Raw genomic sequence first — 25635 nt, forward strand, 5'->3', positions numbered from 1 at the left:
TATATTTCAGCTGTTTGAAAAATTGAGAAAAACGGTTAAATATTCATTCATAGTCATTCTTTTGATTGGTTTGTTTTCGGGTGTATATGCGAAAACGGCTCTCCTTGTTGCCAACACTCCCGAGCCGATCGACGTACCTGCCGACTCCCTGCCCCGCTATCCTGTAAAGAAGACGCAAATAACGGAATATAAAGACCTGGACGCCAATCCTCCTGCCGATCTTAAAGACCCGACGAATGTAAAGACAACTATCGAATACGATCCTGTTACCAAATCGTATATCTTCCGCACAAAGGTAGGAGATGAAGATATTGCCACTCCTTTTTCGCTGACGCAGGAAGAATACATGGATTATACCCTGCGCAAGTCAATGTCCAACTACTTCAGAGACAAGAATGCCGAAGCTTATAACCAAAAAGACGAACCGTCTGACGAAGGCTTCTCGCTGAAAGACATAAGGCTGAACCTCAACGTTGCCGACAAGCTTTTTGGCCCCGGTGGCGTAAAGGTCACTACACAAGGGTATGTAGAAGCCCGTATGGGAATAAAGCGTACAACCTCTGAAAACCCGACCCTATCGGAGCGTAACAGGAAAAAAACGACATTCGAGTTCGACGAAGATATACAAATGAACGTCACCGCCTCGGTGGGCGATAAGATCAACTTCGGCATGAACTACGACACGAAGGCGCTTTTCGATTTCGACTCTAAAAAGCTCAAATTAGGCTATGGGGGCAAGGAAGATGAGATAATAAAGAAAATAGAAGCCGGAAATGTGAGTATGTCTACCACCAATTCGCTGATAAATGGCGGAACATCGTTGTTTGGTATCAATGCCGAGCTGCAATTCGGCAAGTTGCGGGTAAATACCGTAATTTCACAGCAGGAATCGCAGTCGCAGTCCACCAATTCGAAGGGTGGGATTCAGACTTTGGAATATGAACTGAAAGCCGACCAGTACGACGAAAACAGGCACTTCTTCCTCGGACATTATTTCAGGGACAACTACGACAAGGCCATGAGCCGCATGCCATATATCCAATCTCCAGTTAACATAACAAGGATAGAAGTATGGATTACCAACAAGCGGATGAACGATTACTCGCAGGCACGCAACATGCTGGCTTTCGCAGAAATAGCAGAGCACGATGTGATAAAGAATCCATTGTGGGGCAGTAGCGGGTCTGTAGCAACACCCTACAACGGGGCAAACAGCTTGTATTCTACTATCACATCATCTTACCCGGCAGCAAGGGATATCACACAAGTCACGTCATTGTTTAGCGGCTACATCGAAGGCGGCATCGATTACGAAAAAGTAGAAAGCGCCCGTTTGCTCAGCTCGTCGGAATATACATACAGCCCGCAATTAGGCTATATTTCGTTGACTTCTGCTCTGCAGGCCGATGAGGTGTTGGCTGTGGCTTACGAATATACAATGAATGGGAAGACATACCAGGTGGGCGAATTTTCTACAGATATAGTCGATAAGTATGAAGCATCGAACCCCAAGTCGGGGGCATTGTTGCTGAAATTATTAAAACCCATATCACTATCTCCACGGTCGTACACATGGCATCTGATGATGAAAAACGTGTACCGGATAAGCGATAATGCAATACAGCAGGATCGGTTCAGGCTCAACATATCCTACCTGTCGGATACGGTAGGCACATATTTGAATTACATTACCGAAGGGCAGGTAAAAAACCAGTTGCTACTGAGGGTGATGAACCTCGACCGGCTCGATTCGCGCAACAACGAAGTGAAGAATAAAGACGGGCTTACCGGCGATGGCATCTTCGACTTTGTAGAAGGATATACGGTAAAGGCTCAGAACGGGCGCATTATATTTCCTGTAGTAGAACCCTTTGGTAGTCACCTGCGCAAGAAGATAGGCAGCGATGCTGTTGCCGACAAATATGTCTATCAGGAATTGTACGATTCTACGCTGACCATTGCACGTCAGATAGCCGAAAAAAATAAGTTCAAAATATATGGTACATACCGAGGTTCGGGCACCAACAATGCCGAGATAGACCTCAATGCGACCAACGTACCACAAGGTTCGGTAAGGCTTACTGCTGGAGGTACTACCCTGACCGAAGGCGTAGATTATATAGTAGATTATATATCGGGGAAAGTAACGATTATCAACCAGAATATTCTCGACTCCGATATTCCCGTGCAGGTGTCCAGCGAAGGCTTTTCGATGGGTATGCAGCGCAAAACGATGATGGGGCTGAACCTAAGTTACGACATATCGAAGAATTTCAATATCGGTGGTACTATAATGCACTATTACGAAAAGCCACTGACCATAAAAACCGAATATGGCAATGAATCTGTAAAGAATACACTCTGGGGGCTCAACACATCCTTCCGCACAGAGTCCATGTGGCTGACCAATCTGGTAGACAAGCTACCATTTGTAAATGCTACCCAGCCTTCGCAGATTACATTCAATGCCGAATTTGCCCACATGATTCCCGGACATTACCAGAATGAAGAAGCAGGAGGATACTCGTATCTCGACGATTTCGAGTCGTCGCAATCGAGGATCGATATAAAAAGTCCTTATGCCTGGGCATTGGCAGCTACGCCTTACGACGATGTCAGCGATGTTTTCTTTGGCGGGCCAGCATACACCAATAAGATAGAATATGGGAATAAGCGTGCCCGGCTTGCATGGTTTACTATCGACGGACTGTTTACACGGCAGGGTTCTTCGCTCACGCCCGAACATATAAAGAATGATAAAGATCAGCTATCGAACCATTTTGTGCGCGAGATCTCGATGGAAGAGATATACCCGTATAAAGATGTGGCATACAATGAGGCGGCTACCATACCAGCCCTCAACCTGTCTTATTATCCTACCGAAAGAGGCCCATACAACCTCGATGCAACCGATATAGGCACCGATGGTAAACTGCTGAAACCCGAAGAACGGTGGGGCGGCATTACCCGCAAGATGGATGTACGCGATTTCGAAGCTTCGAATATCGAGTATATCGAATTTTGGCTGATGGATCCGTTTGTCTACAATTCTACCGACCCTGTACCCAATAAGGGTGGCGAACTGTATATCAATCTGGGAGAGATATCGGAAGATGTATTGAAAGACGGGAAGAAGTTCTACGAAAACGGATTGCCAGCTACCGGCGACCCCAACGACCCCGATGCTGTCGATTTCACAGTATGGGGCAAAGTGCCCAAACGCCAGTCTACTGTTTATGCCTTTGATGACAATCAGGGTACTGATGCCCGCAGGAGGCAGGATGTAGGGCTCAATGGACTTAGCACCGACGAAGAATTCCAGTTTCAGACTTACACGGATTATCTTCGCGATTACAGGGCGAAGCTTTCGGCATCGGCTACAGAAGAATTGTCAAACGACCCTTTCTCTCCATTGAACGATCCGGGTGGAGATACGTTCCATTTCTACCGTGGGGCAGATTACGACCGCAACCAGGTAAGTATTCTCGACAGGTATAAGCACTATAACAATACAGAAGGCAATTCGCGGGCAACAGGCGATTCCGGCGAAAGTTTCGCAACGGCGGCACGCAATACGCCCGATGTGGAAGATATAGATCAGGATAATACGCTAAACGAAACAGAAGCTTATTTTCAATACAAGATAGAGCTCGACCCCAATAAGATGAATGTCGGCGACAACTATATTGTCGATAGCCGTAAGGTCGCAGTCACCCTGCGCAACGGTCAACCCGGAGAGGTGACATGGTACCAGTTTAAAGTACCTGTTCGTCAGCCCGACAGGAAAATAGGCAATATACACGACTTCAAGAGTATCCGTTTTATGAGGATGTACCTGACGAAGTTTACACAAAATACATTCCTTCGTTTTGCAACATTGCAGCTTGTACGCGGCGACTGGCGAGCCTATGAGCAAACGCTGAACAAGAATAATACACCATCGGGGAGCGGCACATTGGATGTTACAACAGTCAACATCGAAGAAAATGCAGAGCGCAAACCCATAGCTTATGTAGTGCCTCCGGGTGTGAGCCGTTCTACAGACCCGGGACAAGCTCAGATGTTGAAAGAAAATGAGCAGGCCTTGTCGCTCAAGGTTACAGACCTCGATCCTGAAGATGCGCGGGCTGTGTACAAAACTACCGCCTACGACCTGAGGCGGTACAAACGCTTACAAATGTTTGTACATGCCGAGAAACTGATAGATGGAGAAGATCTGGCTAAAGGCGACCTTACGGTATTTATGCGCTTGGGGTCGGACTACAAGAATAACTATTACGAATACGAAATACCACTGACCATTACACCGGAAGGTACATACAATACCAATAGCCAGGTAGACCGGTATGCAGTATGGCCTACCGACAATATGTTCGATTACCCTCTCGAACTCCTCAAAAATGTAAAACTGCACCGCAACAGGGAGAAACGGAAAGCTGGCTCGGCAATTTCATATACCACCCTGTATTCGGAGTACGACCCCGACAAAAAGAACAATAAAGTAAGTGTGATGGGCAACCCCTCGTTGTCGGAAATAAATGTGATAATGATAGGGGTGAGAAATAATACCCGTGTAGTGAAATCGGGAGAAGTGTGGATAAATGAGTTGCGCCTTACCGACTTCGACGAAAAAGGTGGATGGGCGGCACAGGGAAACCTGAATGTCGCACTTTCCGATCTGGGTACAATCAGTGTATCGGGACGAAAAGAAACCGTAGGCTTCGGAGCATTGGATCAGAGCCTTATGGAAAGGCGGTCTGACGACTATTATACCTATAGCGTGGCAGCAAACGTGGAACTGGGTAAATTCTTCCCGGAAAAGGCAAAGGTGAGCTTGCCGCTATATTACTCGTATTCCAACCAGACCACCACACCCGAATACGACCCGTTCGACCAGGACGTAACGCTTAAAGAATCGCTCAGCCTGGTAGATACAAAGGCCGAAAAAGATTCGATAAAGAGCCTTGCCCGCGATAGGACAACGACACGAAGCATCAGCCTCAATAATGTAAAGGTAAATGTGCAAAGCAAGACTCCTATGCCTTACGACCCCGCCAACTTTACGATGAGTTATTCGTATAGCCGTAGCGAAACCAATAATCCTACTACTGTTTACGACCTGACTAAGAATTATAAGGCTACCCTTAACTATTCTTATTCCCCTCTGGTAAAAACATGGGAACCATTCAAAAAAGTGAAAGGGAAGTCGGGAGCTGCGAAGTTTGCCAAATCTATAGGCTTTAATTACCTGCCTGCTAGTATAGACTTCAACTCTAATATCACCCGCTACTATACCGAAACGTCGTTGCGCGACATAGAGAGTTATACATTAGGTGGGGATAACAGCGCATATCAGTTCCTCTCGTGGAGCCAGTCTTTCCTTTGGGACAGGGATTTTAATATCAACTGGGATTTTACCCGCAACATCAAATTCTCGTTCCAGTCGGGTACGCGTGCTGAGATAGAAGAACCATATCTGCAAGTAAATAAGGAGCTAAACAGGAGCGATTACGAGATTTGGAAAGACGAAGTGACCCGCAGCCTGAAAAGTCTGGGCGATCCGCTTTCGTACAGGCAAGTGGTAAAACTCACCTACCAGTTGCCGTTCCGCAATATACCGGCACTCAACTGGATAAACTCCAATGCAGCCTATACCAGCGGATACCAATGGGACAGGGGCGCAAAGATAGATAGTATGGAAGTAGGTAACACTATCAGCAACAATATGACATTGGAGTTTACCAACAGGCTGAACCTTACCACCCTTTACAATAAATCGAGCTTCCTGAAAAGGGTCAACGATCGTTTCGATGGCAGAAACAAACGGACGCAATCGCCGGCACAACGCAACAACCAACAGGCCCGGCGTCGAAGGTTTACACAACAGGTAACCCTGAAAAGCGATGGAAAGACAGAAATACGCCACGGATTAAGCACCAAAAATCTGGAAGTCGTAGCCAAGAAAGATGGCAAAACCTACACGGTAAAATTCAAGAAAGTGGATGAAAATACCATCCGTATAACAAATAAGGATTCGGTAAGGATACAACTGACCATACTCAGCAAGCCGGACAATCTTGAAGGCTCAAAAATATGGAAAGAGATAGCAGAATATTCTGCACGCGCACTGATGTCGGTGCGTACGCTGAGTTTCAATTACTCACGCCGCGATGAAACCCATATCTCAGGTTTCAAACCCGGTATCGGCGATGCTTTCGGGCAAAAAGGATCGGATCATGGGCTGGTTCCCGGATTGGGCTTTGCTTTCGGGCTCGATGGCGGCGAAGACTTCATTAACAAATCGCAGGAACGCGACTGGCTGGTAATGAACGATGTCAATCTCAGCCCGGCTATATTCAGCAATGCCGAAAAGTTTGAGATGAGGGCGCAGGTAGAACCTTTCAAGAATTTCAGGATAGAACTGAAAGCCAATTATGAAAAGAACAAGCGTACCGAGGTACAATATATGTTCGACGGCTCGCCAAAATCGCTGGGAGGTAATTTTTCTATGACCACAGTCGCACTTTCATCAGCTTTGCGAAGCAGTAATGCAAAAGACAACTATTATTCGGAGGCATTTAATAAATTTCTTCAAAACAGGCATGTGGTGAAAGAACGTTTGGAAACGATGTATCAAAACACCTCATATCCTAGCGGTGGCTTTTTAGCCGAAACTAATCCTAACCTGCAAGGCCAGTCTTATTCTCCATCGAATGGTGAAGTCGATTTAAATTCGGCAGATGTACTCATTCCGGCATTTATTTCGGCATATACCGGAAAAGACGCAGGCAAGATTTCGCTATCGGCATTCCCTTCCCTATTGTCTATATTGCCAAACTGGACATTGACATACGATGGGCTGACAAGCCTGTCGTTGCTGAAAGATAAATTCAAATCCATACGCATTACACACGGCTATACTTGTTTCTATCAGGTGAGCAACTACAATTCGTTCTCCAACTGGATGGATGCCGGCGATGGATTGGGCTACATTCGCGATGTGCTCAACGGCAACCCTGTGCCATCGTCGCCTTACAATATCAGTTCGGTAGGTATATCCGAAATATTCAACCCGCTATTTGGTGTAGAAGGTACTCTTAATAATAGTATGTCGATCAATGCACGCTATAATAATGCACGCACGCTAAGCCTGAATATGACCTCGTACCAGATTATCGAATCGTTGCAAAGGGAGCTTGTTGTAGGCCTCGGCTACCGTATCAATGAATTTAACCGCCTGATAGGATTGAAGTCGGGAACAGACAGCAAATTTAATAACGATCTGAATATAAAAGCCGACCTTTCGCACAAAACGACAGAGGCTCTACTTCGCAAAATACAGGAGAATTTCACCCAAGCTACGAATGGCACGACTATTGTGACTTTAAAAATATCGGCAGATTATACAATAAGCCGGGCTTTGACACTTCGTGCGTTTTATGACAGGATTTTGAACAAACCGTTAATATCATTATCCGCATACCCGACAACAAACACAAATTTCGGCATAAGTCTGAGATTTACGTTGGTGCAATAAAACACATAAAGATGTTTGCGTAAAAAGAAAATTTACTTTAAGTTTATTTTTTCAAATGTTAAACAATATCTTTGTATTAATTGTTAAATAGGAGAAGACAATGAAAAGTGAATATTATATACTTGAATTGTGTATAAATGAAAGGATAAAGGCCGTAAGATGAGAAAGTCGACAATATGGATACTTGCTGCTATAATGGCATTTACATTCTTTGGCCTATTGTATTTACAGATAACATATCTCCGCGAATCAATAGGTTGGAGGACAGACCAGTTTAACGAAGCTATAAACAGGAGCTTGTCGCAAATATCGCGCAATCTTGAACTGGATCAGACAAAAAAGTATCTGGACGAAGCCTTTATCGAAACACAGAAAAAGCAGGCAGCTGCATACAAAAGGTCTTTGGCGTTGAGAAACCAATTACAAGAGGAGACTGTAACCCAACAACAAAGATTTAAAATAATAGCTCCCGACGGCTCTGAGTTTGACATAGAGCATACAGCCTCGAGTACAGTGCAGAGGCCCAAAAGCCAAGTATTCCAAGCACCTGCCAAGGCCGGAACAAATGCAATATCGAAGACAATATCCGATATGCAGGACGAACAAAAAAAGAAATTCCTGTACGAGAGCGAAATAATGAATGAAGTTGTAAACCGTATAATAAATACGGCGAGCAATACCCCGATAGAAGAACGGGTGAACCTGAAAGGACTAGAAGCGAATATAAGAAACGAAATAAAATATAATGGTATAGAGTTGCCATTCCAGTACGAAGTAGTAGACAAAAACGATAAACCGATATACCAACAACCACTTTTTTCGGTGAAGAACAAAAAGGATTATTATTCGCAGCCGTTGTTCCCGAACGACCCGCAGGATAAAGTGGCGTACCTCAAGGTTTACTTTCCGAGCAAAGAAGATTATCTTTTCAGCGAGGTATCTTTCCTCTATCCGGCTATTTTGTTTACATTCATCCTGTTGGTAACATTTATCATTATCATTTATATAACCTTCCGTCAGAAGCGTTTGTCGGAAATGAAGAATGACTTTATGAATAATATGACCCACGAGCTTAAGACTCCGGTGTCGACCATATCATTGGCTGCGCAGATGTTGAAAGACGTCTCCATAACCAAGTCGCCCGACGTATTTAAGCACATATCGGGGGTTATAAATGACGAAACCGAACGGCTGAGTTTTCAGGTGGAGAAAGTCTTGCAAATGTCGCTATTCGAAAAACAAAAAGCAACTCTCAAACTCAAAGAGCTGGATGTGAACGACATAGTGGTACATGTGGCACATACATTCCAACTGAAGGTGGAAAAATTCGGAGGCAACCTCGATATAGACCTCGAAGCAACCGAATCGTCCATCAATGCCGATAAAATGCATTTTACCAATGTGCTGTTCAACTTGCTCGACAACGCCGTAAAATACAGGCGCGAGGATACGCCTCTCGAACTGATGATACGCACATGGAACAATGGCAACAAGATATTGATATCGGTAGAAGATAACGGTATCGGTATAAAGAAGGAGCTTGTGAAAAAGATTTTCGACCGTTTCTATCGCGTATCCACCGGCAACAGGCACGATGTAAAAGGCTTTGGCTTGGGGCTGGCATATGTGAGGAAGATAGTTGAAGACCATAAAGGCACAATCAAGGCAGAAAGTGATGTAGGCAAAGGCACTAAGTTTATAATAAGCCTGCCTGTAATGAAAAATAAATCGCTAGATTAATTTAATGGAGAGAATAATATTAAACATTGTAAATAAGTAAATAAATAAGCTATGGAAGAAAAATTGAAATTATTCTTATGTGAAGATGATGAGAATCTTGGTATGTTGCTAAGAGAATATCTTCAGGCTAAAGGGTATGATACAGATTTGTATATCGACGGAGAAGCCGGATACAAAGGGTTTGTAAAAGAAAAGTATGATCTATGTATATTGGATGTAATGATGCCTAAAAAAGACGGAATCACGCTAGTGAAAGAAATCAGGGCTATCAATACCGAAATACCTATCATATTCCTCACAGCTAAAAATATGAAGGACGACATCCTCGAAGGCTTCAAAGCCGGCGCGGACGATTACATCACTAAGCCATTCAGCATGGAAGAGCTGGTACTTCGTATCGAAGCTATTTTCCGCCGAGTGAAGGGTAAGAGGGTAAAAGAACAACAAATTTACCAATTTGGCGATATGGCGTTCGATACTCAAAAACAAATCCTTACCATCAAAGGGCAAAGTACTAAGCTTACAACCAAAGAAGCAGAACTGCTAGGCCTGCTTTGCGCCCATGCGAACGATATCCTGGAACGGAATCACGCCCTTAAACAAATCTGGGTAGACGACAACTACTTCAATGCCAGAAGCATGGATGTGTATATCACTAAGTTGCGTAAATTATTGAAACCGGCATCGGACATTGAAATTATCAATATTCACGGTAAAGGTTACAAACTGATTGCACCTGTAAGCGAAGAAGAAACAGCAGAATAAATATACTTGAATGTATGAGAGAAAGCCGGACGATTTTTTATCAGCCGGCTTTTTTGCAGCTATTTTATAGAAAATCGTTAAGGATTACCCTTTGCATATAAAATAACAATTTGTTTTTCCTATTTTTGTAGCGGAATAAATATAAGTGAAATGAAGCAATATCACGACCTGTTGAAACGTGTACTCGCAGAAGGAGTAGAAAAAAGTGACCGCACGGGAACCGGTACCATCAGTGTATTCGGGCATCAAAGCCGCTACGACCTGTCGGAAGGCTTTCCGGTGCTCACTACCAAGAAGCTACATCTCAAGTCCATCATATACGAATTGTTATGGTTTCTGGCAGGCGACACCAATGTGAAATATTTGCAGGAACATGGTGTGCGTATATGGAACGAGTGGGCCGACGAGAATGGCGAACTTGGTCATATATACGGCTACCAATGGCGTTCGTGGCCCGATTATAATGGCGGACATATCGACCAGATAACAGATGCAGTAAATACAATAAGGAACAATCCCGATTCGCGCCGTATTATAGTGAATGCGTGGAATGTTGCCGACCTGCCAAATATGAACCTGCCTCCATGCCATGCCTTTTTCCAGTTTTATGTGGCAAATGGCAAATTGAGCCTGCAACTGTACCAACGCAGTGCCGATATATTTCTGGGCGTGCCGTTCAATATTGCGTCCTATGCGTTATTACTGAAAATGATGGCGCAGGTAACGGGGCTTCAGGCGGGAGAATTTGTCCACACATTGGGCGATGCACATATTTACACCAACCATCTGGAGCAGGTGAAACTGCAACTGAGCCGCGACCTTCGTCCGTTGCCCGAAATGAAAATCAATCCCGAAGTGAAAAGTATTTTCGATTTCAAATATGAAGACTTCCAACTGGAAGGCTATGATCCTCACCCGCATATAAAAGGTGAAGTCGCAGTCTGAGAATATTTAATTTACACATGTGTTATCAATAGTATTTTCCTGGATAATCCTGTTCTTCGTTCTCTTTTCGTCAGGAGACATGTTGCTCGCGTTCTACAATAAAGTATGCAGGCAACAAGAAAGTTATGGCTTAGCCGACAAGGTACTGTTGGGACTATGCGCATTAATCGTACCATTATCATTCTGGTCGTTGTGGCTGCCTTCCAATCATTTTTTTCTGTTTGGTAGTATCGCTTTATGCCTGTTGTATTGGGGCATGGCCCGCAAGAGGCTATATGAAACATTATCCTATCTCAAGGCCTTGATAAGGACAATATCTTCGTCTTATTTTTTCCTTGTCCCCATCGCCCTATTCCTATTATTCTCTGTCTACTTCTACTCGTGGGAACAATCGGTCTACGATTCCCTATTTTATCACCATCAGAATATACGGTGGAACGAGGAGTTTGCCGTAGTTCCCGGCTTGGGCAACCTGGACGACAGGTACGGATTCAATTCCAATTACCTGCTACTGAGTGCTGTTTTCACCTTCCGGTTTGTATTAAGCGAAGCTATATATCCACTACAGCCGTTCATTGTAACCATTATAGGTTCGTGGATACTCTACGAATTTATACGCTCTGGGTTCGAAACAAGGCGTTTGTTTATTCTTGTGTCATATATATTGCTTTGCTGGGTATCCATTTATTTTCTGGGGAATACGTCGACTGATATTTTGCCCAACTTTATAATCTTTTATATAGTAGCACGACTGATACTCTATCCCCATATATTGAAAGAGAATTATCTCTTATTAATTATCCTGCCTGTATTTTTACTTACCTGCAAGCTGTCTTCGTGCGCATTGGCAATATTGAGTGTGTACCTTATTTACCAATTGATCAAAAACAAGAGGTATCTCGATGTCGGATTTTTGTGTACGGCCGGGCTTATTATTGTTTTGCCGTGGCTGGTAAGGAATGTGATAATATCAGGATACCTTATCTATCCTCTCTACCAGATAGACCTATTTTCGTTCGACTGGAAAGTGCCGCTAGAAGCTGCTGTTAAACAAAAAGCATATATTTTTTCTACGGGTTATTATTTCCTGCGCATCGCATTGCGCTATCCGGGCGAAAGCATGAGAGACCCGTTTGCCATAAATATCTTGACCGATATAATATTGGTGCTATCTATCCTTATGTTTCTATATACGACATACTTTGTGATAAGGCAGCAAAGAAAAAAAGCAGAACCGGTACATATATTATTATATGCTATATTTGCAGTTGCTGTAATTGTCTGGTTGACTGGCGGTGCCGATATTCGTTTTATTGTGGGGGTACTGTGTGCAATAATATTTACGGGAGCAACCCTGCTATTAAAAGGAAAGGTAAGGAAATACCCCTTAGAAGGCAGATGCCTGATAGGAATATTCATCCTTAGCCTGTTCGTTTGGACTACAAGCCGATACAATATCGTGTATTCGGAAGCGAAGATTGACAATGTAAATGTACCGTGTCATATATTACTTAAACCTTACACAGTCAAAGACCAGCAAACTTCTATCGGGCTCGATTGGGAAAGTTCATTCTCGCCTTATTTACTAAACAATGGCCATGTGGTATGGATCAATACCGGTTTTGCATACGACAAACTGCCTGCCCGGACAATAGATCATTATGCCTTGTTTCTGCCTGTTATATGCCTTGAGTCGAGAGGTAAAAGCCTGCAAGATGGCTTTCGGGCGAAAGCGGATTGCAGGTAAATATAGCCTTTGTCAATACTACACAGCGAATCATAGAATTATTTGGAAGAGTTGCTGTTTTGAATAAAAAATCACTGTTATTTTTTGCTAATTCGCTGATAATTTGTAATTTTGCGAGCCGATTATTACGAATTAAAGCGTAAAAAATTGATAAACAGATTGTTGTCGCTTATCATACTTAGCTCGATAAGCGGATAATAATTGTGTGAGTCGATAAGTCATTAACCAAATTAATTTTTTAATTTAAGTGGATACTTTAAGTTATAAGACCATTTCTGCGAACAAAGAAACTGCAAACAAAGAATGGGTTGTAGTTGACGCAACAGGCCAGACTCTTGGACGTATGGCTTCCAAGGTGGCTAAACTTCTGAGAGGGAAGTACAAACCCAACTTTACTCCGCATGTAGATTGTGGCGATAATGTTATCATCATCAATGCAGATAAAGTTGTGCTTACAGGAAACAAGTGGAACGACCGTATATACTTGAGATATACAGGTTATCCGGGAGGACAAAGAGAGATGACTCCTGCAAAACTAATGGAAAAAGGAGCAGATCGCTTGGTGCTGAAAGTGGTAAAAGGTATGTTGCCTAAAAACCGCCTTGGCGCAGCCTTGCTTAAAAACCTTCATGTATATGCAGGTGCAGAGCATAAGCACGAAGCTCAACAACCGAAAACAATAGATATTAACTCTCTTAAATAATAATTGATGGAAGTAATAAATGCAATAGGAAGACGCAAAGCTGCTGTAGCACGCGTATTCGTTAGCGAAGGAACCGGTAAAATTATTATCAACAAGCGAGAACTCGATAATTATTTCCCTTCAACTATTCTTCAGTATGTTGTAAAACAACCGTTGAACAAACTAGAGGTTGCTGAAAAATACGACATAAAAATCAACCTGAACGGTGGAGGATACAAAGGACAAGCTGAAGCTGCACGCCTTGGTATCGCACGTGCTTTGGTTAAGATCAACCCTGAAGATAAGCCTGCTCTGAGAGCCGAAGGATTTATGACTCGCGACCCTCGTGTTGTAGAACGTAAAAAACCGGGACAACCAAAAGCAAGAAAAAGATTTCAATTCTCAAAACGTTAATTTGGAAATTATTTTGCCTCCCTATATTGTGGCTTACGCCGCTTAGGTACAAGGAGGTGTAAATATAATGATGAGTCGGCCTCATCTCTGAAATTACGTTTAGTATCTAAATTGACGGGACTTCCGCAAAAGAACTACCCGGCAATTCGTTAACAGAAAAAGAAAGTAAACGAACTAAAAAACAAAAATGGCAAAATTAGAATTTGAACAATTACTAGAAGCCGGTGTACACTTTGGCCACTTGAAAAGAAAGTGGAATCCGGCAATGGCTCCTTACATTTTCATGGAGCGCAATGGTATCCACATCATTGACCTGTACAAAACAATAGCAAAAACAGAAGAAGCTGCTGCTGCAATGAAGCAAATAGCTAAATCTGGAAAGAAAATATTATTCGTTGCTACCAAAAAGCAAGCAAAACAAGTTGTTGCCGACTTGTCGCAAGCTATAAACATGCCTTACGTAGTAGAACGCTGGCCAGGCGGTATGCTAACCAACTTCCCTACAATCCGCAAGGCTGTGAAAAAAATGTCGACGATCGACAAAATGGTGAAAGACGGAACTTTCGATACCCTTTCTAAAAGAGAGAGATTGCAAGTAACACGCCAACGTGCCAAACTGGAAAAAACTTTAGGTTCTATCCAAGACCTCACTCGTCTTCCTTCAGCCTTGTTTGTAGTAGACGTAATGAAAGAACACATTGCGGTGAAAGAAGCAAAACGCCTTGGCATACCTGTATTCGGCATGGTAGATACAAACTCAGATCCTAGCGATATTGATTTTGTAATACCTGCAAACGACGATGCAGCAAAATCTATCGAACTCATCATGGGCTGCCTTTGCGATGCCGTAAAAGAAGGCCTTGATGAAAGAAAGGTTGAAAAAGCCGATGCAAATGCAGCAGAAGCTCAAGACGAAGAAGGAGCACCAAGAAGAGAGCGTAAAGCTAAAGCCGGAGCTAAAAAAGCACCTGTAGAAAAAGAAGACCAAGAAGCAATAAATGCTGCTGTAGCCAGCAAATTTGCTAAAGAGGACGAAGAATAATACAGCTTAAAGGCTAAGAATCAAGCTCTGGATAAATATCACAGAGCCTGTTTCTTGGCCTTTTTTTATTGAAAATATTTATAAACTAAATAATCAAAAAGGAGAACACTATGGCAATTTCTATGGCTGATATCCAAAAACTGCGCAAAATGACAGGTGCGGGAATGATGGATTGTAAAAACGCCCTGAACGAGGCAGAAGGAGATTTCGACAAAGCAATTGAAATAATTCGTAAAAAAGGACAAGCTTTCGCTGCAAAACGTGAAGACCGCGACGCTTCGGAAGGATGTGTATTGGCAGCAACAAGCAGCGATTTTGCTGCAATGGTAGCTGTAAACTGCGAAACAGACTTCGTGGCAATGAATGGCGATTTCGTTGGTATGACTAAAGCAATCCTCGATGCAGCATTGGCTAACAAACCGGCTACTATCGACGCCCTTAAAGAAATAAAAGTAGGCGACCGTACCGTTGCAGAACTTGTAACCGACAGAATGGGTGTTACAGGCGAAAAAATGGAACTGAATGTTTACGAACAAGTTACAGCCCCTTCGGTAATTGCATACATCCACCCGGGAAATAAACTTGCAGCTATCGTTGGCTTCAACAAAGCAAATGTAGACGAGCAAGTTGCTAAAGACGTTGCTATGCAGATTGCAGCAATGAATCCGGTAGCTTTGCTTCCTGAAGAAGTATCGGAAGAAGTAAAAGAACGCGAATTGAGCATCGCCCGCGAAAAAGCGAAAGAAGCCGGCAAACCAGAAAATCTGCTTGATAAAATCGCAGAAGGTGCGCTTAATAAATTCTACAAGGACTTCACTCTCCTTCAACAAGAATTTATTAAGAACCCAAAACAAACAGTTGCTCAATATCTTGCTGCCAACGACAAAGAACTTACAGTTACAGCATTCAAGCGCTTTACATTAAACGCTGAATAAATAACAGAAAGATATTTTTTTAACAATTTTGTAAATAAAGCGCGCAATACATTCTAGATGTTGCGCGCTTTTTTGTATATTTGCGATATACACTTTATTACACAAAAAGATGGAGTTTCTGATAGGTTCAGTTCTTTTATTGTTGTTAATAGGTTTTATCCTGTGGAAACAAAAACACTTGATAAAAGCTATTTGCACAGATATCTACATAAACCCTCACTCTAAAGCGACAGCAGACCAATACCGCATGTTGGCGGTAGGGGCTATGTGTAGCGAACAAAACGCAGCATATGTCAACTCTATAGAAACAGGTCTGAGCAAAGAACGCGTGGATGAAATCCTCGAAAATTGGTGGGATGTAAGAAATAAAGAAGAGGCCATAATCAAACTTCATTACCTGAGGGATAAAGGAGATAACTTCTACGCCGAAGCATTGAACAAGTGCATCGACTGTGAAGATGAAACTGTTATCCATGAAATGCTCCAAGCTACGTTCAGCACCGCAGAAGATCTGGCTACAGCCATAAATATTATAACAGTTTTCCGCAAAATATACCCACAGTTGATAGAAAAGGGAATAATAAAAAACCTACCGGAGGTAAAGCAATTGGGCTTTTCGGCCTGGGATAGTTGCCGGCTGGTTTTTGCAGCACGTTTGTGTTACGAAAAAGAATATATAACAGAACACGAAGCCTGGGAGTATATAAACGCAGCATACAAAACCTCGAAGGAAAACTACAACAGTTGGGAGGAATATGCAAACAGCTATCAGATTGGGCGCGCTATCTGGCTTGGCGAATTTGATAAGAAAATGAATGTGTTAGTCGGCTATTTGTTCGAAAATCCGAAGAGCCCTTGGGTGCAATTATCGTGGTAATACCTGTAAAGAATGAATATAGAGCTTCCGTATAAGGAGGCTTTTTTTGTATCTTTGCCAGCACTCTTTCTATAATATATGATACTCTTTTTCAACCCCGGCCACGAAACAGCCGTGCTAAATGGCTCGCCTTTTTATACAGCTCCCGCCAATGTTGTATCTATGCAGCAGGAACTTGCATACCTTCCGGCATGGTACGGCGGCTGTAGCGATGTCGTTCTTGTACCGGGAAAAACGGAGGAAGATACGTATTATGCTGCAATAAGGAAGCAGTATCCCCATTTGCCAATGCCTATAGATAATATAAAGGAATGTACCGGGCAGGAAGTTTCGCTCTGGGGCATCTCGCCGCAAGCTATCCATTACTTCGAAACTTTGCAGCAGAAAAACGATATAAATCTTGTTGTCCCTAAATGGAACAATAGCTACCTTGGGCTGAACAACCGTAGGTCGGCACACAACATCTTATCAGAGTTGGTAAAAGATATTCCTCAGGTTGATAGTTATATAATCCCCCGTTTTTGTACTTCGTTGGATGAAATAGAAGCTTATCTATCTACATCGACAGAGAGTTTAATAGCTAAAGCGCCATACTCCTCGTCGGGCAGGGGATTGCTTTGGCTTCCCGATACCGGCCTTACCCGTACCGAAAGGCAAATACTGCATGGGATACTTAAAAAGCAAGGTTCAGTCGGTATAGAACGGGTGTTGGATAAGCAAGTGGACTTCGCAATGGAATTTATGTGCGATGGCAAGGGAAAAGCGTCTTTTCATGGATATTCACTTTTCGACACCAATGCAAAAGGAGGTTATGAGGCTAATTATATTGGTCCGCAGGAATATATCGAAGATGTTTTGTGCAATAAGATATCCTCCTCCCTGTTGATGGAAGTTTGCACCCGGTTGGAAAGATTGCTGGGCGAAAAATATGCCCCTGTCTATAAAGGCTGCATAGGTGTCGATATGATGATCTATAAAGATAAAGAAGATTGTAAATTACATCCTTGCCTGGAAGTGAATATGCGTTATAATATGGGCTATCTCGCTTTAAAATTGTATGAGAAATATATATGTAGCGGTTCACAAGGCAAATTCTATATATCATTCGACGCTAAAGACGGCAAAACATATGCAGACCATTTGCTATTAGAACAAAAACACCCTGCTGTGTTTGATAACAACAGGCTGAAACAAGGGTACTTACCTCTATGTCCTGTAAACAAGCAAAACCGCTATCATGCCTATGTAATAGTTGATACTTTATAAAACCCGCCTTCTGAACTCGGCACAAATAATAGCTGTCGCAATGGCCACATTCAGCGATTCGGAAGTAGGATTTCCAAGAGGATAGTTGGGTATGTATAACTTCTTGTCGATAAGTTTTTCTATTTCGGGACGTATTCCATTGCCTTCGTTTCCCATCACAATTATTCCGTTGGCAGTCAACTCCTGCTCATACATATTCTTGCCATCGAGCAGAGTGCCATAGATTGGTACTTGTTTTTCCCTATTTTGCATTACAAAGTCCGGCAAATCTACATAATGCACTTTTACACGGGCTATTGCTCCCATTGTAGCTTGCACTACTTTCGGATTGTATATATCTGCCGTATCGTGCGAGCAAAAAACATTTTCGATACCGTACCAATCGGCCAGGCGCACTATTGTACCCAGATTGCCGGGGTCTTGTATGCCATCGAGAGCCAATGCCAATTGGGCGTTGATTTCAATAGCTGTTTCGACCGGTGGCTGGTAGAAAACGGCTAATACCTGCTGCGGATTTTTCAACAAACTGGCTTGAGCCAGTTGGCTTTCGTTTACTTCAATCACCTCTTCTATGCCCAGCGTGCAGGCATTGTCAAGGTAATCTGCCGTTGCAACTAAGAGTTGGCATTTGATATGTGGCAATAAATCATTCACCAACTTATTGCCCTCAGCGATGAAAGTCCCGTATTCGGTGCGGAATTTTTTCTCCCGGAGCGAACGGATGTATTTTAATTTATTTTTACTCAAACTCATACAAATGTGTTGTAAGTTTCATTTTTTGATATCTTACCCTATTCTTTTCACAGCAAAACTACAAAAAGAAACAATTAAAACCCTAAATTTGTCGTTCAATTGATGTATCCAATTTGTACGATTACACTCTTATGAGATATAAGCCGTTAACTTACTTACTTACTTTTCTTATATTTGCTATACTTATCCATTCGTGTAGTACGACCAAATACGTGCCCGAAGGAGAGTATTTGCTATCGAGCGCAATAGTAAAAAGCGACAAAAAGGTACTTCCGTCTTACGAAGTAGAGACTTATTTTAAGCAAAAGCCCAACTATAAGACTTTTGCCCTATTCAAGCTTCCTCTTTTTATTTACAACCTATCGGGAAGAGATACTACAAAATGGGTGAACCGCGTTCTGCGCAATGCTGGCGATCCTCCGGTATTGTTCGACAGCACGCTGATGGATCAGACGGTGATAGATCTCAAGCGTATGATGACAAACAAAGGCTACCTCAATGCCGAAGTAAGGCCAATGGTAGAACTAAAGAAAAAGAAAGCAAGAGTAGTTTATGATATAACGGCGGGCGAGCCATACCGGATAAGCGATTATAAAATAGCTGTAGACAGCAATGTTATTTCCGACCCTACTTTTTATCTTTCGCCTATCTATATAAGGAACAAGAAGTTGAGGGATAATCCTCCCCGTTTGGCTATAGATACTATCTTACAAAGGAACTCGCTTGTTCACTCCAATGATATATTCGATCTGGATATGCTCGATATGGAGCGCGACCGGATAACCTCGATTTTCAGGCGGACGGGCTATTACAGTTTCAATAAAGAATATATTGGGTTCGAAGCCGACACTACATTGGGCAACAGGCAGGTATCCCTTGATCTGAACATCTATCCGTTTACCCAGCGTATGCAAAGCGGCCGCGAAACAGAAACCCCGCACAACCGCTACATAGTACAAGAAGTGAATCTGTATGTCGATTATAATCCTCTCGAAGATGGTGACATCGGGCAATATAAAGAATCGACGACATACGAAAGAGACGGCTATAAAATAAAATACGGGCCGAGGGGTGAGTATATAAAACCCCATGTCATACTCAACAATTGCTATATAGTGCCGGGTACAATGTTCGATGAGAATATGACTACGCTGACTTATAGTGCCCTTTCGCAACTGAAGATACTTAAGAATGTAAATATAACCTATACTGAGTTTTGGGAAAACGACTCTACAAAACTGCGTTGTACCATCACCTGCGTACCCGACAAACGACAGGGCATATCGGCCGAAGTAGAAGGCACAAACTCAGGTGGGTATATCGGTGTAGGTGCAGGTATAGGGTACTTGCACAGAAATGTTTTTCGTGGTTCCGAATTATTTAATGTAAAATTGCGGGGGGCTTACGAGGCTATTACACCAAGTTTTGCCAGCTTCTCGGAAAATTATTTTGAAATCGGGGGCGAGACATCTTTAACATTTCCTCGTTTTATGTTCCCGTTCCTAAGCAAGGATTTCAGACGGCAGATACATGCTTCCACGCAATTTTCAGGCAGTTATACTTATCAGCGTCGCCCGGATTTCTTCACCCGTACGGTTTTGTCTACGGGTATCAAATATATATGGCAAGACAGGCGTATGTCGCTCAACCGCCATATCTTCGACCTGGTGGATATCAGCTATGTGCATTTGCCGAAAGATGCCTTGAACCTTGATTTCTACAACGAGTTGCCATCGGGCGCACAGCAGTATAGTTTCAAAGACCATTTTATACTGAGCACAGGCTATACCTTTTCGCGTTCCAATGTGGCATCGCCACTCAGGCGGAACAGGCCGATCTATACATTGCGGGCTTCGATAGAAACTGCCGGCAACCTTCTTTCCGTAATAGCTGCTGCGACAGATGCTCCGAAAGATGAATTTGGCTCGAAGCAGATTTTCGGCACCAATTATGCCCAGTATGTAAGGGGAACTTTCGACTTCAGCAAAACCTATCAGGTAGACGAGAAAAACTCTATTGCCTGGCGGCTGGGAGGCGGATTGGCTTATCCTTATGGCAATTATCAGGAGATACCTATACAAAAACGCTTTTTCTCAGGAGGAGCAAACAGTGTTAGGGGATGGGCCATACGCGAACTGGGACCCGGATCGTACTATTTTAAAGGGGAAAAACAGCCGAGAGCTTTGTCTGTAAACGATAACTTCTACTATCATTCAGGAGATATCCGTTTCGATGCAGGTATAGAATATCGTAGTAAGTTGTTCTGGATATTAGAATTAGGTGCTTTTATCGACGCCGGAAATATCTGGACTGTAAGAGAATATCCGAAACAGGAGGGAGGGGCTTTCAAATTCAATAAGTTCTATAAGGAGATAGCGTTTTCGTGGGGGCTTGGCATTCGCCTCGACTTCGATTTTGTGCTTATCCGCCTCGACAGGGGATGGAAGGCTTATGACCCATCGGGTGATCCCGCGACGACAAAATGGCCTGTCAAACATCCGTTCCGACTGAGTTCCAACGGTGCCTGGCATATTGCAGTCGGCTACCCTTTCTGAGTAACTGTTACTAAAATTTAGAATATAGATAAAGGTCTTACCCTGTGAAAAAGTAAGACCTTCTTTTTATTTCAAAAAATCACTAATCTTCTCGAAAGTCAACCTATATTGTTCATCCACCTCGTCTGCTATTTTCGGCAGGGCGGGAAACGGGTCTTCGTGTATATATTTGTACGGATAATCCAACACCTCTACTTTGATAGGGATATCGCGCAACGAGCCTTGCAGAGTATTGACAACCTCGTAAGTGGGTACTACTTCGTCTTTAGCTAAAGTAATGGCATAGAACTGATGGCTCATCGCCTTGAAGCGTTCCTCCCTTTCTTTTGTTTGCGAACGGTAGTTAAGCATACTGCGGAAGTAATTGCCTTCGGGATGTGTATGCATATAGTGGCGAAGTACCTCGTCACGCTTCATATGGCTTTCCAAATGTTCTACAACGAAGGAATAGAGGCTTACGTTTGCCTCACTATCGAGAATAAACTTAGATACCGGCGACAAGCGGTTAAATACAGCCCCGCCACAGAATGTTGCATATTTAGAATCGGAGAAATAGCCGTTCTTATTACTCATCATCAATATTTCGCCGAGGAAGGTGCCTATAGAATAAGAGAAGAAATCTATTGTGGTGTCTTTGTCTATCGCGGGATGTTTCCCTTCTTTGAATGCTTCTACAAAATCAATGACATCGTAATAGGTTTGCAGCCCCGACCAGATAAACCGTTGCGGCTTGTTGTGCAACCGTGTACTTATAGCCACATTCGATAGGCTGGAGCATATAACATCGGGATGCCGCAGTTTGCGCTGCTCGCTCACACGGTACATTTCGCGCGTGCTGCTCCATGCCGCCGGCGCACGGTTCATATGAAAAGCGATAGGGAACAAGACGATTGATTTGCCTGTTTTTTCTACAATATATTTTGCCCAAGGCAGGTATTTGTACCATGTCTTTTCGTTGAATCCGTGAAACATGAATATAATGCCGTTTGCTTTCACCACATTCTTAGGCATAATCATATGGTAGCGGAACTTTATATTCTCCATTATCTCCGAATCCTTTTTGTTGAGCATCCGCTGTATTACATCCGGCTCGTAATCTTGTGGCACGCTGGGGATAAATTCGTAGTCGTCGTTGTTGCCAAGCCCTCCGGGAAGTATGAAGCGGTAATTGGATTCGAAGGAAAAGTTTCTCATCACCAGATTTTCATCTATCTCGATCTCGTTGTCGGTATAGTTTTCTATTTGTTTGAGATGATTAAAAAGATCAATGTACTTCATATTGTTTATATCTTGTTTCAAGATGATGATTTATCGGTCAATAGTTGATGCCCTATCCTGCAATACAGGCATTTGCGCAGTTCGCAATATTCGCGTTTCAGTTGTATTATAGCCTGCGAATCGGCAGCGTTATTCAGAGGCATATTTTGCTTTGCAAACATCTTAGTTATGCTGTTCTTCTCTGGTTTCAGCATTTCCATAAATTGCATCGCCCTTTCGCAATGTGTTTCGCTACCAATGCTTTTCCCATAGGTAAACAACATGGGAACCACCGTATTAATCAAGAGGAGATCGAGCGACGCATCGCCCAGATATTTGGATTTTCGCGGCGATGTTACGCCAAAAGCGTAATGGGTTTGCCAGTATTCCGATGCATTGATATGCAATATCAGTCTTATACGTCCCAAATCTTCTGTACTAACCATTTTAGAGAACAATCCCTCCGAACTATGCAGCAAAGCAGCCAGCTGTGCAATCCTTATCTGGGGAAATGCCGTAGGGCGTGACCGCAAACTCTTGAATATATATGATTCTAACGGTTGTAATTCATATTTATTCTTTAAGAAACCGTATTCTTTTTTCAATAGTTGGAAATAATCATCATCCGTTTTCAGATTATCGAGCATTCCTGCCTGCCCGAATAGCAAGGCTTCTATCTGTATCAGGTTGTCTTTTTGCTTCAATATGTATATTAGGGGAAGGCTCAATGCCAACCGTTCGAATGAATCGGCATTAAGCCCGAAGCCGAAGTTGCGGGATAAGAGAACGTAAAACACTTCTTCCCACGAATTGTTGAACCTGTTCAATAGGTCTTGTATATGGTTCGACTTCCGTTCCAGCCGTTCCACCAGCAAAGAGTTCATCCATGCATTGAGGTGTAGCGATGGCATAGCCGCTATATAGTTCCTGCACGGTATGTCGATGTCGGTATGCAGCAGAAATTCGTAATTTTCTTTTATATAGGCCGGATAGGTTATCTCACATTGCGGCACATCTTTTCCTTGTTCGTTCGATACGGTGCAGTTCGCCTTTTCTACAATATGCAGTATCACCGAATTGTAGTTCTTGTCGGTATTGTGATTGTGCATATTCCACTTGTCGGAGGTCGTATGTATTTCTACATTGCCTGCCCAAAGCTTGTCGCCTATCTTTATTTTGGCGTTGAAGAAATCAGGGCCTTGGTTTGTATTTGGCAGCCCTACATCTATTACCTCTACCGGTAGCCCGTCGGTTGTTTGCAAGGCTTTGTCGAACAGTCGGTATTTCCATACATAGTGCAATATCTTTTCCATAGTAGCCGGGGGTTATTCAAGTGTTATACCCATTTTTTTCATCAAGAAGCTGGCATTCATATTCTGGGCAATACCTTCTTTCATTTTGTAAGTAAAAGACAAGTGCTCGCCATTAATATCCGCCTCGAAACGATAATTCTTTATTTCGCTGGGAAATTCTTTTTCCAGATTGCCTAAAACAAGGTCGTGCGTAGCTATTATTCCGTTTCCGCTGAGCGATACCAGTTGCTTCATCAGCGAAATAGAGCCTTTTTGCTTGTCTTCCGAGTTAGTGCCTTTCAGTATTTCGTCGAGGATGATGAATAATTGTTCTCCCGATTTCAGACGGTCTATAATCATTTTCAATCGCTTGAGTTCGGCAAAGAAGTACGATTCGTTGTCGTTTAGCGAGTCGGATGTGCGCAGGTTGGTAACCAGCCTGTAAGGATAGAATTTCAGCGATGAAGCGCATACGGGTGCTCCGGCACAAGCTAAGACCAGATTGACCCCTACAGTTCGCAGATAGGTACTTTTCCCTGCCATATTAGCCCCCGTAACCACGAGGAAGTAGGGCTGATGGGGGATCTGCACATCGTTGCAGACACAGGCGTCGCGGTTTATCATCGGATGTCCCATATCTTTACCTTCGAGCAATAGTTTGTCCGAAACCTCAGGGTAGCTATAGCCGGGATGATTGTATGCAAAGATAGCTAGTGAGACAAGACTGTCGAATTTAGCTAGGACACCGAACCATCTTCCCACATCTTCTTTATGGGTGTTTATCCATCTCTCTATTTTTAGTGTATAGCGTATATGCCAGAAGAATATCGGGTTGAGGATGAGCAATCCAAGTACATTCGACGATTGGTCGAGATTGTCGCAATACCGTTTCAGTTGGTATATAACTTTCGAAGCGAGAACCTTACCATTTAGCTGCCCTTTCAGCCCGTTTAATGATGCAGATTCGAAATTCTCTTTTTCTATTATCTCGAACAGGTCGGAATATGTTTGTAATATGCTTACTTTTTTATCGAGCGGTTCTTTTTTCTTATTTATATTTTTTAATGGTATAAGGCTCAGCATAAACAATATAGTCCAGCATAAGCCGATAACAGACACGGGGATAACATTCAGAATGGCTAAGACGGCAGATGCAAAAAACGCAACGGGTGCTATAAATGTAAAATAATTCAGGATGTTCCGGTCCATCAACTTAGTTTGCAGAAATTGTTCCGAAAAGTCATTGATGTTTAAGTCTCCTGCATGGCTCATCTGCCCTGTAGCCCTGAAATGCCTGGCCAGTTTCACTTTAGGCGTCAGCTCCTTTATAGCCTGTTGTTGGGCAAGTATTTCGTTTTTGTGCTGATAGCCATCGAGCAAGCTATCGGCAAGGCTGTCTTTCCCAAAGGTGGTAACGGTGCGGTTGATGGACTGAAAAAAAGACCGTTCGCCAAACAGGTCGAGGTCGAGGCTGTAGCTGTGATTTGCGTCAGCCTTTTCCGCTGCTCCGTCGAATACCGAAAAGTCATAATTTAATGCCTTCAATTCATTTTGGGCATCGGCAATCAGCAGTTCGCAATACCGTTTGCGGATAAAAAGCCTGTTGTGATATTTAAGGAAGAAAAGAAAGATAATGACAGACAACAATATCGTAACTGTTACGGCTACAATATCACTCCATAGGAAATAACAGGCTGCAATACATCCTATTACTATAGCCAGCCGCACGGAGCCTATACGGAAAATGTCTTTTTTTAGTTTCGATAACTTTATCTCCTCTTTTGCTATCAGCGTGTTGTACGATTCTTTTACTTCTTCGAGTGTCATT

The 25635-nt window shown here is 43.0% G+C and carries 16 protein-coding genes; 12 read left to right on the top strand and 4 right to left on the bottom strand.

What is annotated here, in order from left to right:
• Positions 1-22: 22 nt before the first annotated feature.
• The 11 genes from sprA (at position 23) to D0T57_RS00490 (ending at position 17950) form a co-directional block, all read left to right on the top strand.
• Positions 23-7537, top strand: coding sequence for a cell surface protein SprA (gene sprA / locus D0T57_RS00440; protein WP_163269740.1), 7515 nt, complete (start codon positions 23-25; stop codon positions 7535-7537).
• A 159-nt stretch (positions 7538-7696) separates the two neighbouring features.
• A complete protein-coding gene (locus tag D0T57_RS00445) occupies positions 7697-9277 on the top strand; it encodes a sensor histidine kinase KdpD (RefSeq protein WP_163269742.1) in 1581 nt (526 codons plus the stop codon).
• Positions 9278-9328: 51 nt separating this feature from the next.
• Complete coding sequence (locus D0T57_RS00450; RefSeq protein WP_163269744.1) at positions 9329-10042, top strand: response regulator transcription factor; 714 nt, start codon at positions 9329-9331, stop codon at positions 10040-10042.
• A gap of 150 nt (positions 10043-10192) precedes the next feature.
• Positions 10193-10987, top strand: a complete 795-nt coding sequence (locus D0T57_RS00455; RefSeq protein ID WP_163269746.1) for a thymidylate synthase — start codon at positions 10193-10195, stop codon at positions 10985-10987.
• 19 nt (positions 10988-11006) lie between these two features.
• Entirely contained in the window at positions 11007-12734 is a 1728-nt protein-coding gene (locus D0T57_RS00460) for a hypothetical protein (RefSeq protein ID WP_163269749.1), read from the top strand.
• A 247-nt stretch (positions 12735-12981) separates the two neighbouring features.
• Entirely contained in the window at positions 12982-13437 is a 456-nt protein-coding gene (gene rplM / locus D0T57_RS00465; protein ID WP_163269751.1) for a 50S ribosomal protein L13, read from the top strand.
• 6 nt (positions 13438-13443) lie between these two features.
• Complete coding sequence (gene rpsI, locus D0T57_RS00470; RefSeq protein ID WP_163269753.1) at positions 13444-13830, top strand: 30S ribosomal protein S9; 387 nt, start codon at positions 13444-13446, stop codon at positions 13828-13830.
• A gap of 187 nt (positions 13831-14017) precedes the next feature.
• On the top strand, positions 14018-14872 hold the full coding sequence (rpsB, locus tag D0T57_RS00475; protein ID WP_163269755.1) for a 30S ribosomal protein S2: 855 nt from the start codon (positions 14018-14020) through the stop codon (positions 14870-14872).
• 110 nt (positions 14873-14982) lie between these two features.
• A complete protein-coding gene (gene tsf / locus D0T57_RS00480; protein WP_163269757.1) occupies positions 14983-15807 on the top strand; it encodes a translation elongation factor Ts in 825 nt (274 codons plus the stop codon).
• 178 nt (positions 15808-15985) lie between these two features.
• The gene (locus D0T57_RS00485) at positions 15986-16684 is read left to right on the top strand and encodes a DUF1266 domain-containing protein (protein ID WP_163269759.1); all 699 of its coding nucleotides are present in this window, start codon (positions 15986-15988) and stop codon (positions 16682-16684) included.
• Between the two features lie 78 nt (positions 16685-16762).
• Positions 16763-17950, top strand: coding sequence for a hypothetical protein (locus D0T57_RS00490; RefSeq protein ID WP_163269761.1), 1188 nt, complete (start codon positions 16763-16765; stop codon positions 17948-17950).
• Here the strand turns inward: D0T57_RS00490 and D0T57_RS00495 are convergent.
• Positions 17945-18703 (bottom strand): RNA methyltransferase, encoded by a 759-nt coding sequence (locus tag D0T57_RS00495; RefSeq protein ID WP_163269763.1) that lies wholly within the window; start codon positions 18701-18703, stop codon positions 17945-17947. The two genes, D0T57_RS00490 and D0T57_RS00495, sit on opposite strands and share 6 nt — an antisense overlap.
• A 131-nt stretch (positions 18704-18834) precedes the next feature.
• Between D0T57_RS00495 and D0T57_RS00500 the strand changes: the two genes are divergently transcribed.
• Positions 18835-21258, top strand: a complete 2424-nt coding sequence (locus D0T57_RS00500; protein ID WP_163269765.1) for a BamA/TamA family outer membrane protein — start codon at positions 18835-18837, stop codon at positions 21256-21258.
• A gap of 66 nt (positions 21259-21324) precedes the next feature.
• Here the strand turns inward: D0T57_RS00500 and D0T57_RS00505 are convergent, their stop codons facing one another.
• The 3 genes from D0T57_RS00505 to D0T57_RS00515 are packed head-to-tail and all read right to left on the bottom strand — an operon-like array spanning position 21325 to position 25634.
• A complete protein-coding gene (locus D0T57_RS00505) occupies positions 21325-22536 on the bottom strand; it encodes a DUF6051 family protein (RefSeq protein WP_163269767.1) in 1212 nt (403 codons plus the stop codon).
• A 17-nt stretch (positions 22537-22553) separates the two neighbouring features.
• Positions 22554-23828: a DUF2851 family protein gene (locus tag D0T57_RS00510; RefSeq protein ID WP_163269769.1), complete on the bottom strand. Its 1275-nt coding sequence runs from the start codon at positions 23826-23828 to the stop codon at positions 22554-22556.
• Positions 23829-23840: 12 nt separating this feature from the next.
• Positions 23841-25634, bottom strand: a complete 1794-nt coding sequence (locus tag D0T57_RS00515) for a hypothetical protein (protein WP_163269771.1) — start codon at positions 25632-25634, stop codon at positions 23841-23843.
• Position 25635 lies beyond the last annotated feature (1 nt).

The organism is Dysgonomonas sp. 511 (assembly GCF_010501105.1).
In the GTDB taxonomy this organism is placed as follows: Bacteria; Bacteroidota; Bacteroidia; order Bacteroidales; family Dysgonomonadaceae; genus Dysgonomonas.

Excerpts from the sequence above, each read along its gene's own strand:
- D0T57_RS00445 (WP_163269742.1), top strand. The coding sequence starts at position 7,697 with ATGAGAAAGTCGACAATATGGATACTTGCTGCTATAATGGCATTTACA.
- D0T57_RS00450 (WP_163269744.1), top strand. The coding sequence starts at position 9,329 with ATGGAAGAAAAATTGAAATTATTCTTATGTGAAGATGATGAGAATCTT.
- D0T57_RS00455 (WP_163269746.1), top strand. The coding sequence starts at position 10,193 with ATGAAGCAATATCACGACCTGTTGAAACGTGTACTCGCAGAAGGAGTA.
- rpsI (WP_163269753.1), top strand. The coding sequence starts at position 13,444 with ATGGAAGTAATAAATGCAATAGGAAGACGCAAAGCTGCTGTAGCACGC.
- rpsB (WP_163269755.1), top strand. The coding sequence starts at position 14,018 with ATGGCAAAATTAGAATTTGAACAATTACTAGAAGCCGGTGTACACTTT.
- tsf (WP_163269757.1), top strand. The coding sequence starts at position 14,983 with ATGGCAATTTCTATGGCTGATATCCAAAAACTGCGCAAAATGACAGGT.
- D0T57_RS00490 (WP_163269761.1), top strand. The coding sequence starts at position 16,763 with ATGATACTCTTTTTCAACCCCGGCCACGAAACAGCCGTGCTAAATGGC.
- D0T57_RS00495 (WP_163269763.1), bottom strand. The coding sequence starts at position 18,703 with ATGAGTTTGAGTAAAAATAAATTAAAATACATCCGTTCGCTCCGGGAG.
- D0T57_RS00500 (WP_163269765.1), top strand. The coding sequence starts at position 18,835 with ATGAGATATAAGCCGTTAACTTACTTACTTACTTTTCTTATATTTGCT.
- D0T57_RS00505 (WP_163269767.1), bottom strand. The coding sequence starts at position 22,536 with ATGAAGTACATTGATCTTTTTAATCATCTCAAACAAATAGAAAACTAT.
- D0T57_RS00510 (WP_163269769.1), bottom strand. The coding sequence starts at position 23,828 with ATGGAAAAGATATTGCACTATGTATGGAAATACCGACTGTTCGACAAA.
- D0T57_RS00515 (WP_163269771.1), bottom strand. The coding sequence starts at position 25,634 with ATGACACTCGAAGAAGTAAAAGAATCGTACAACACGCTGATAGCAAAA.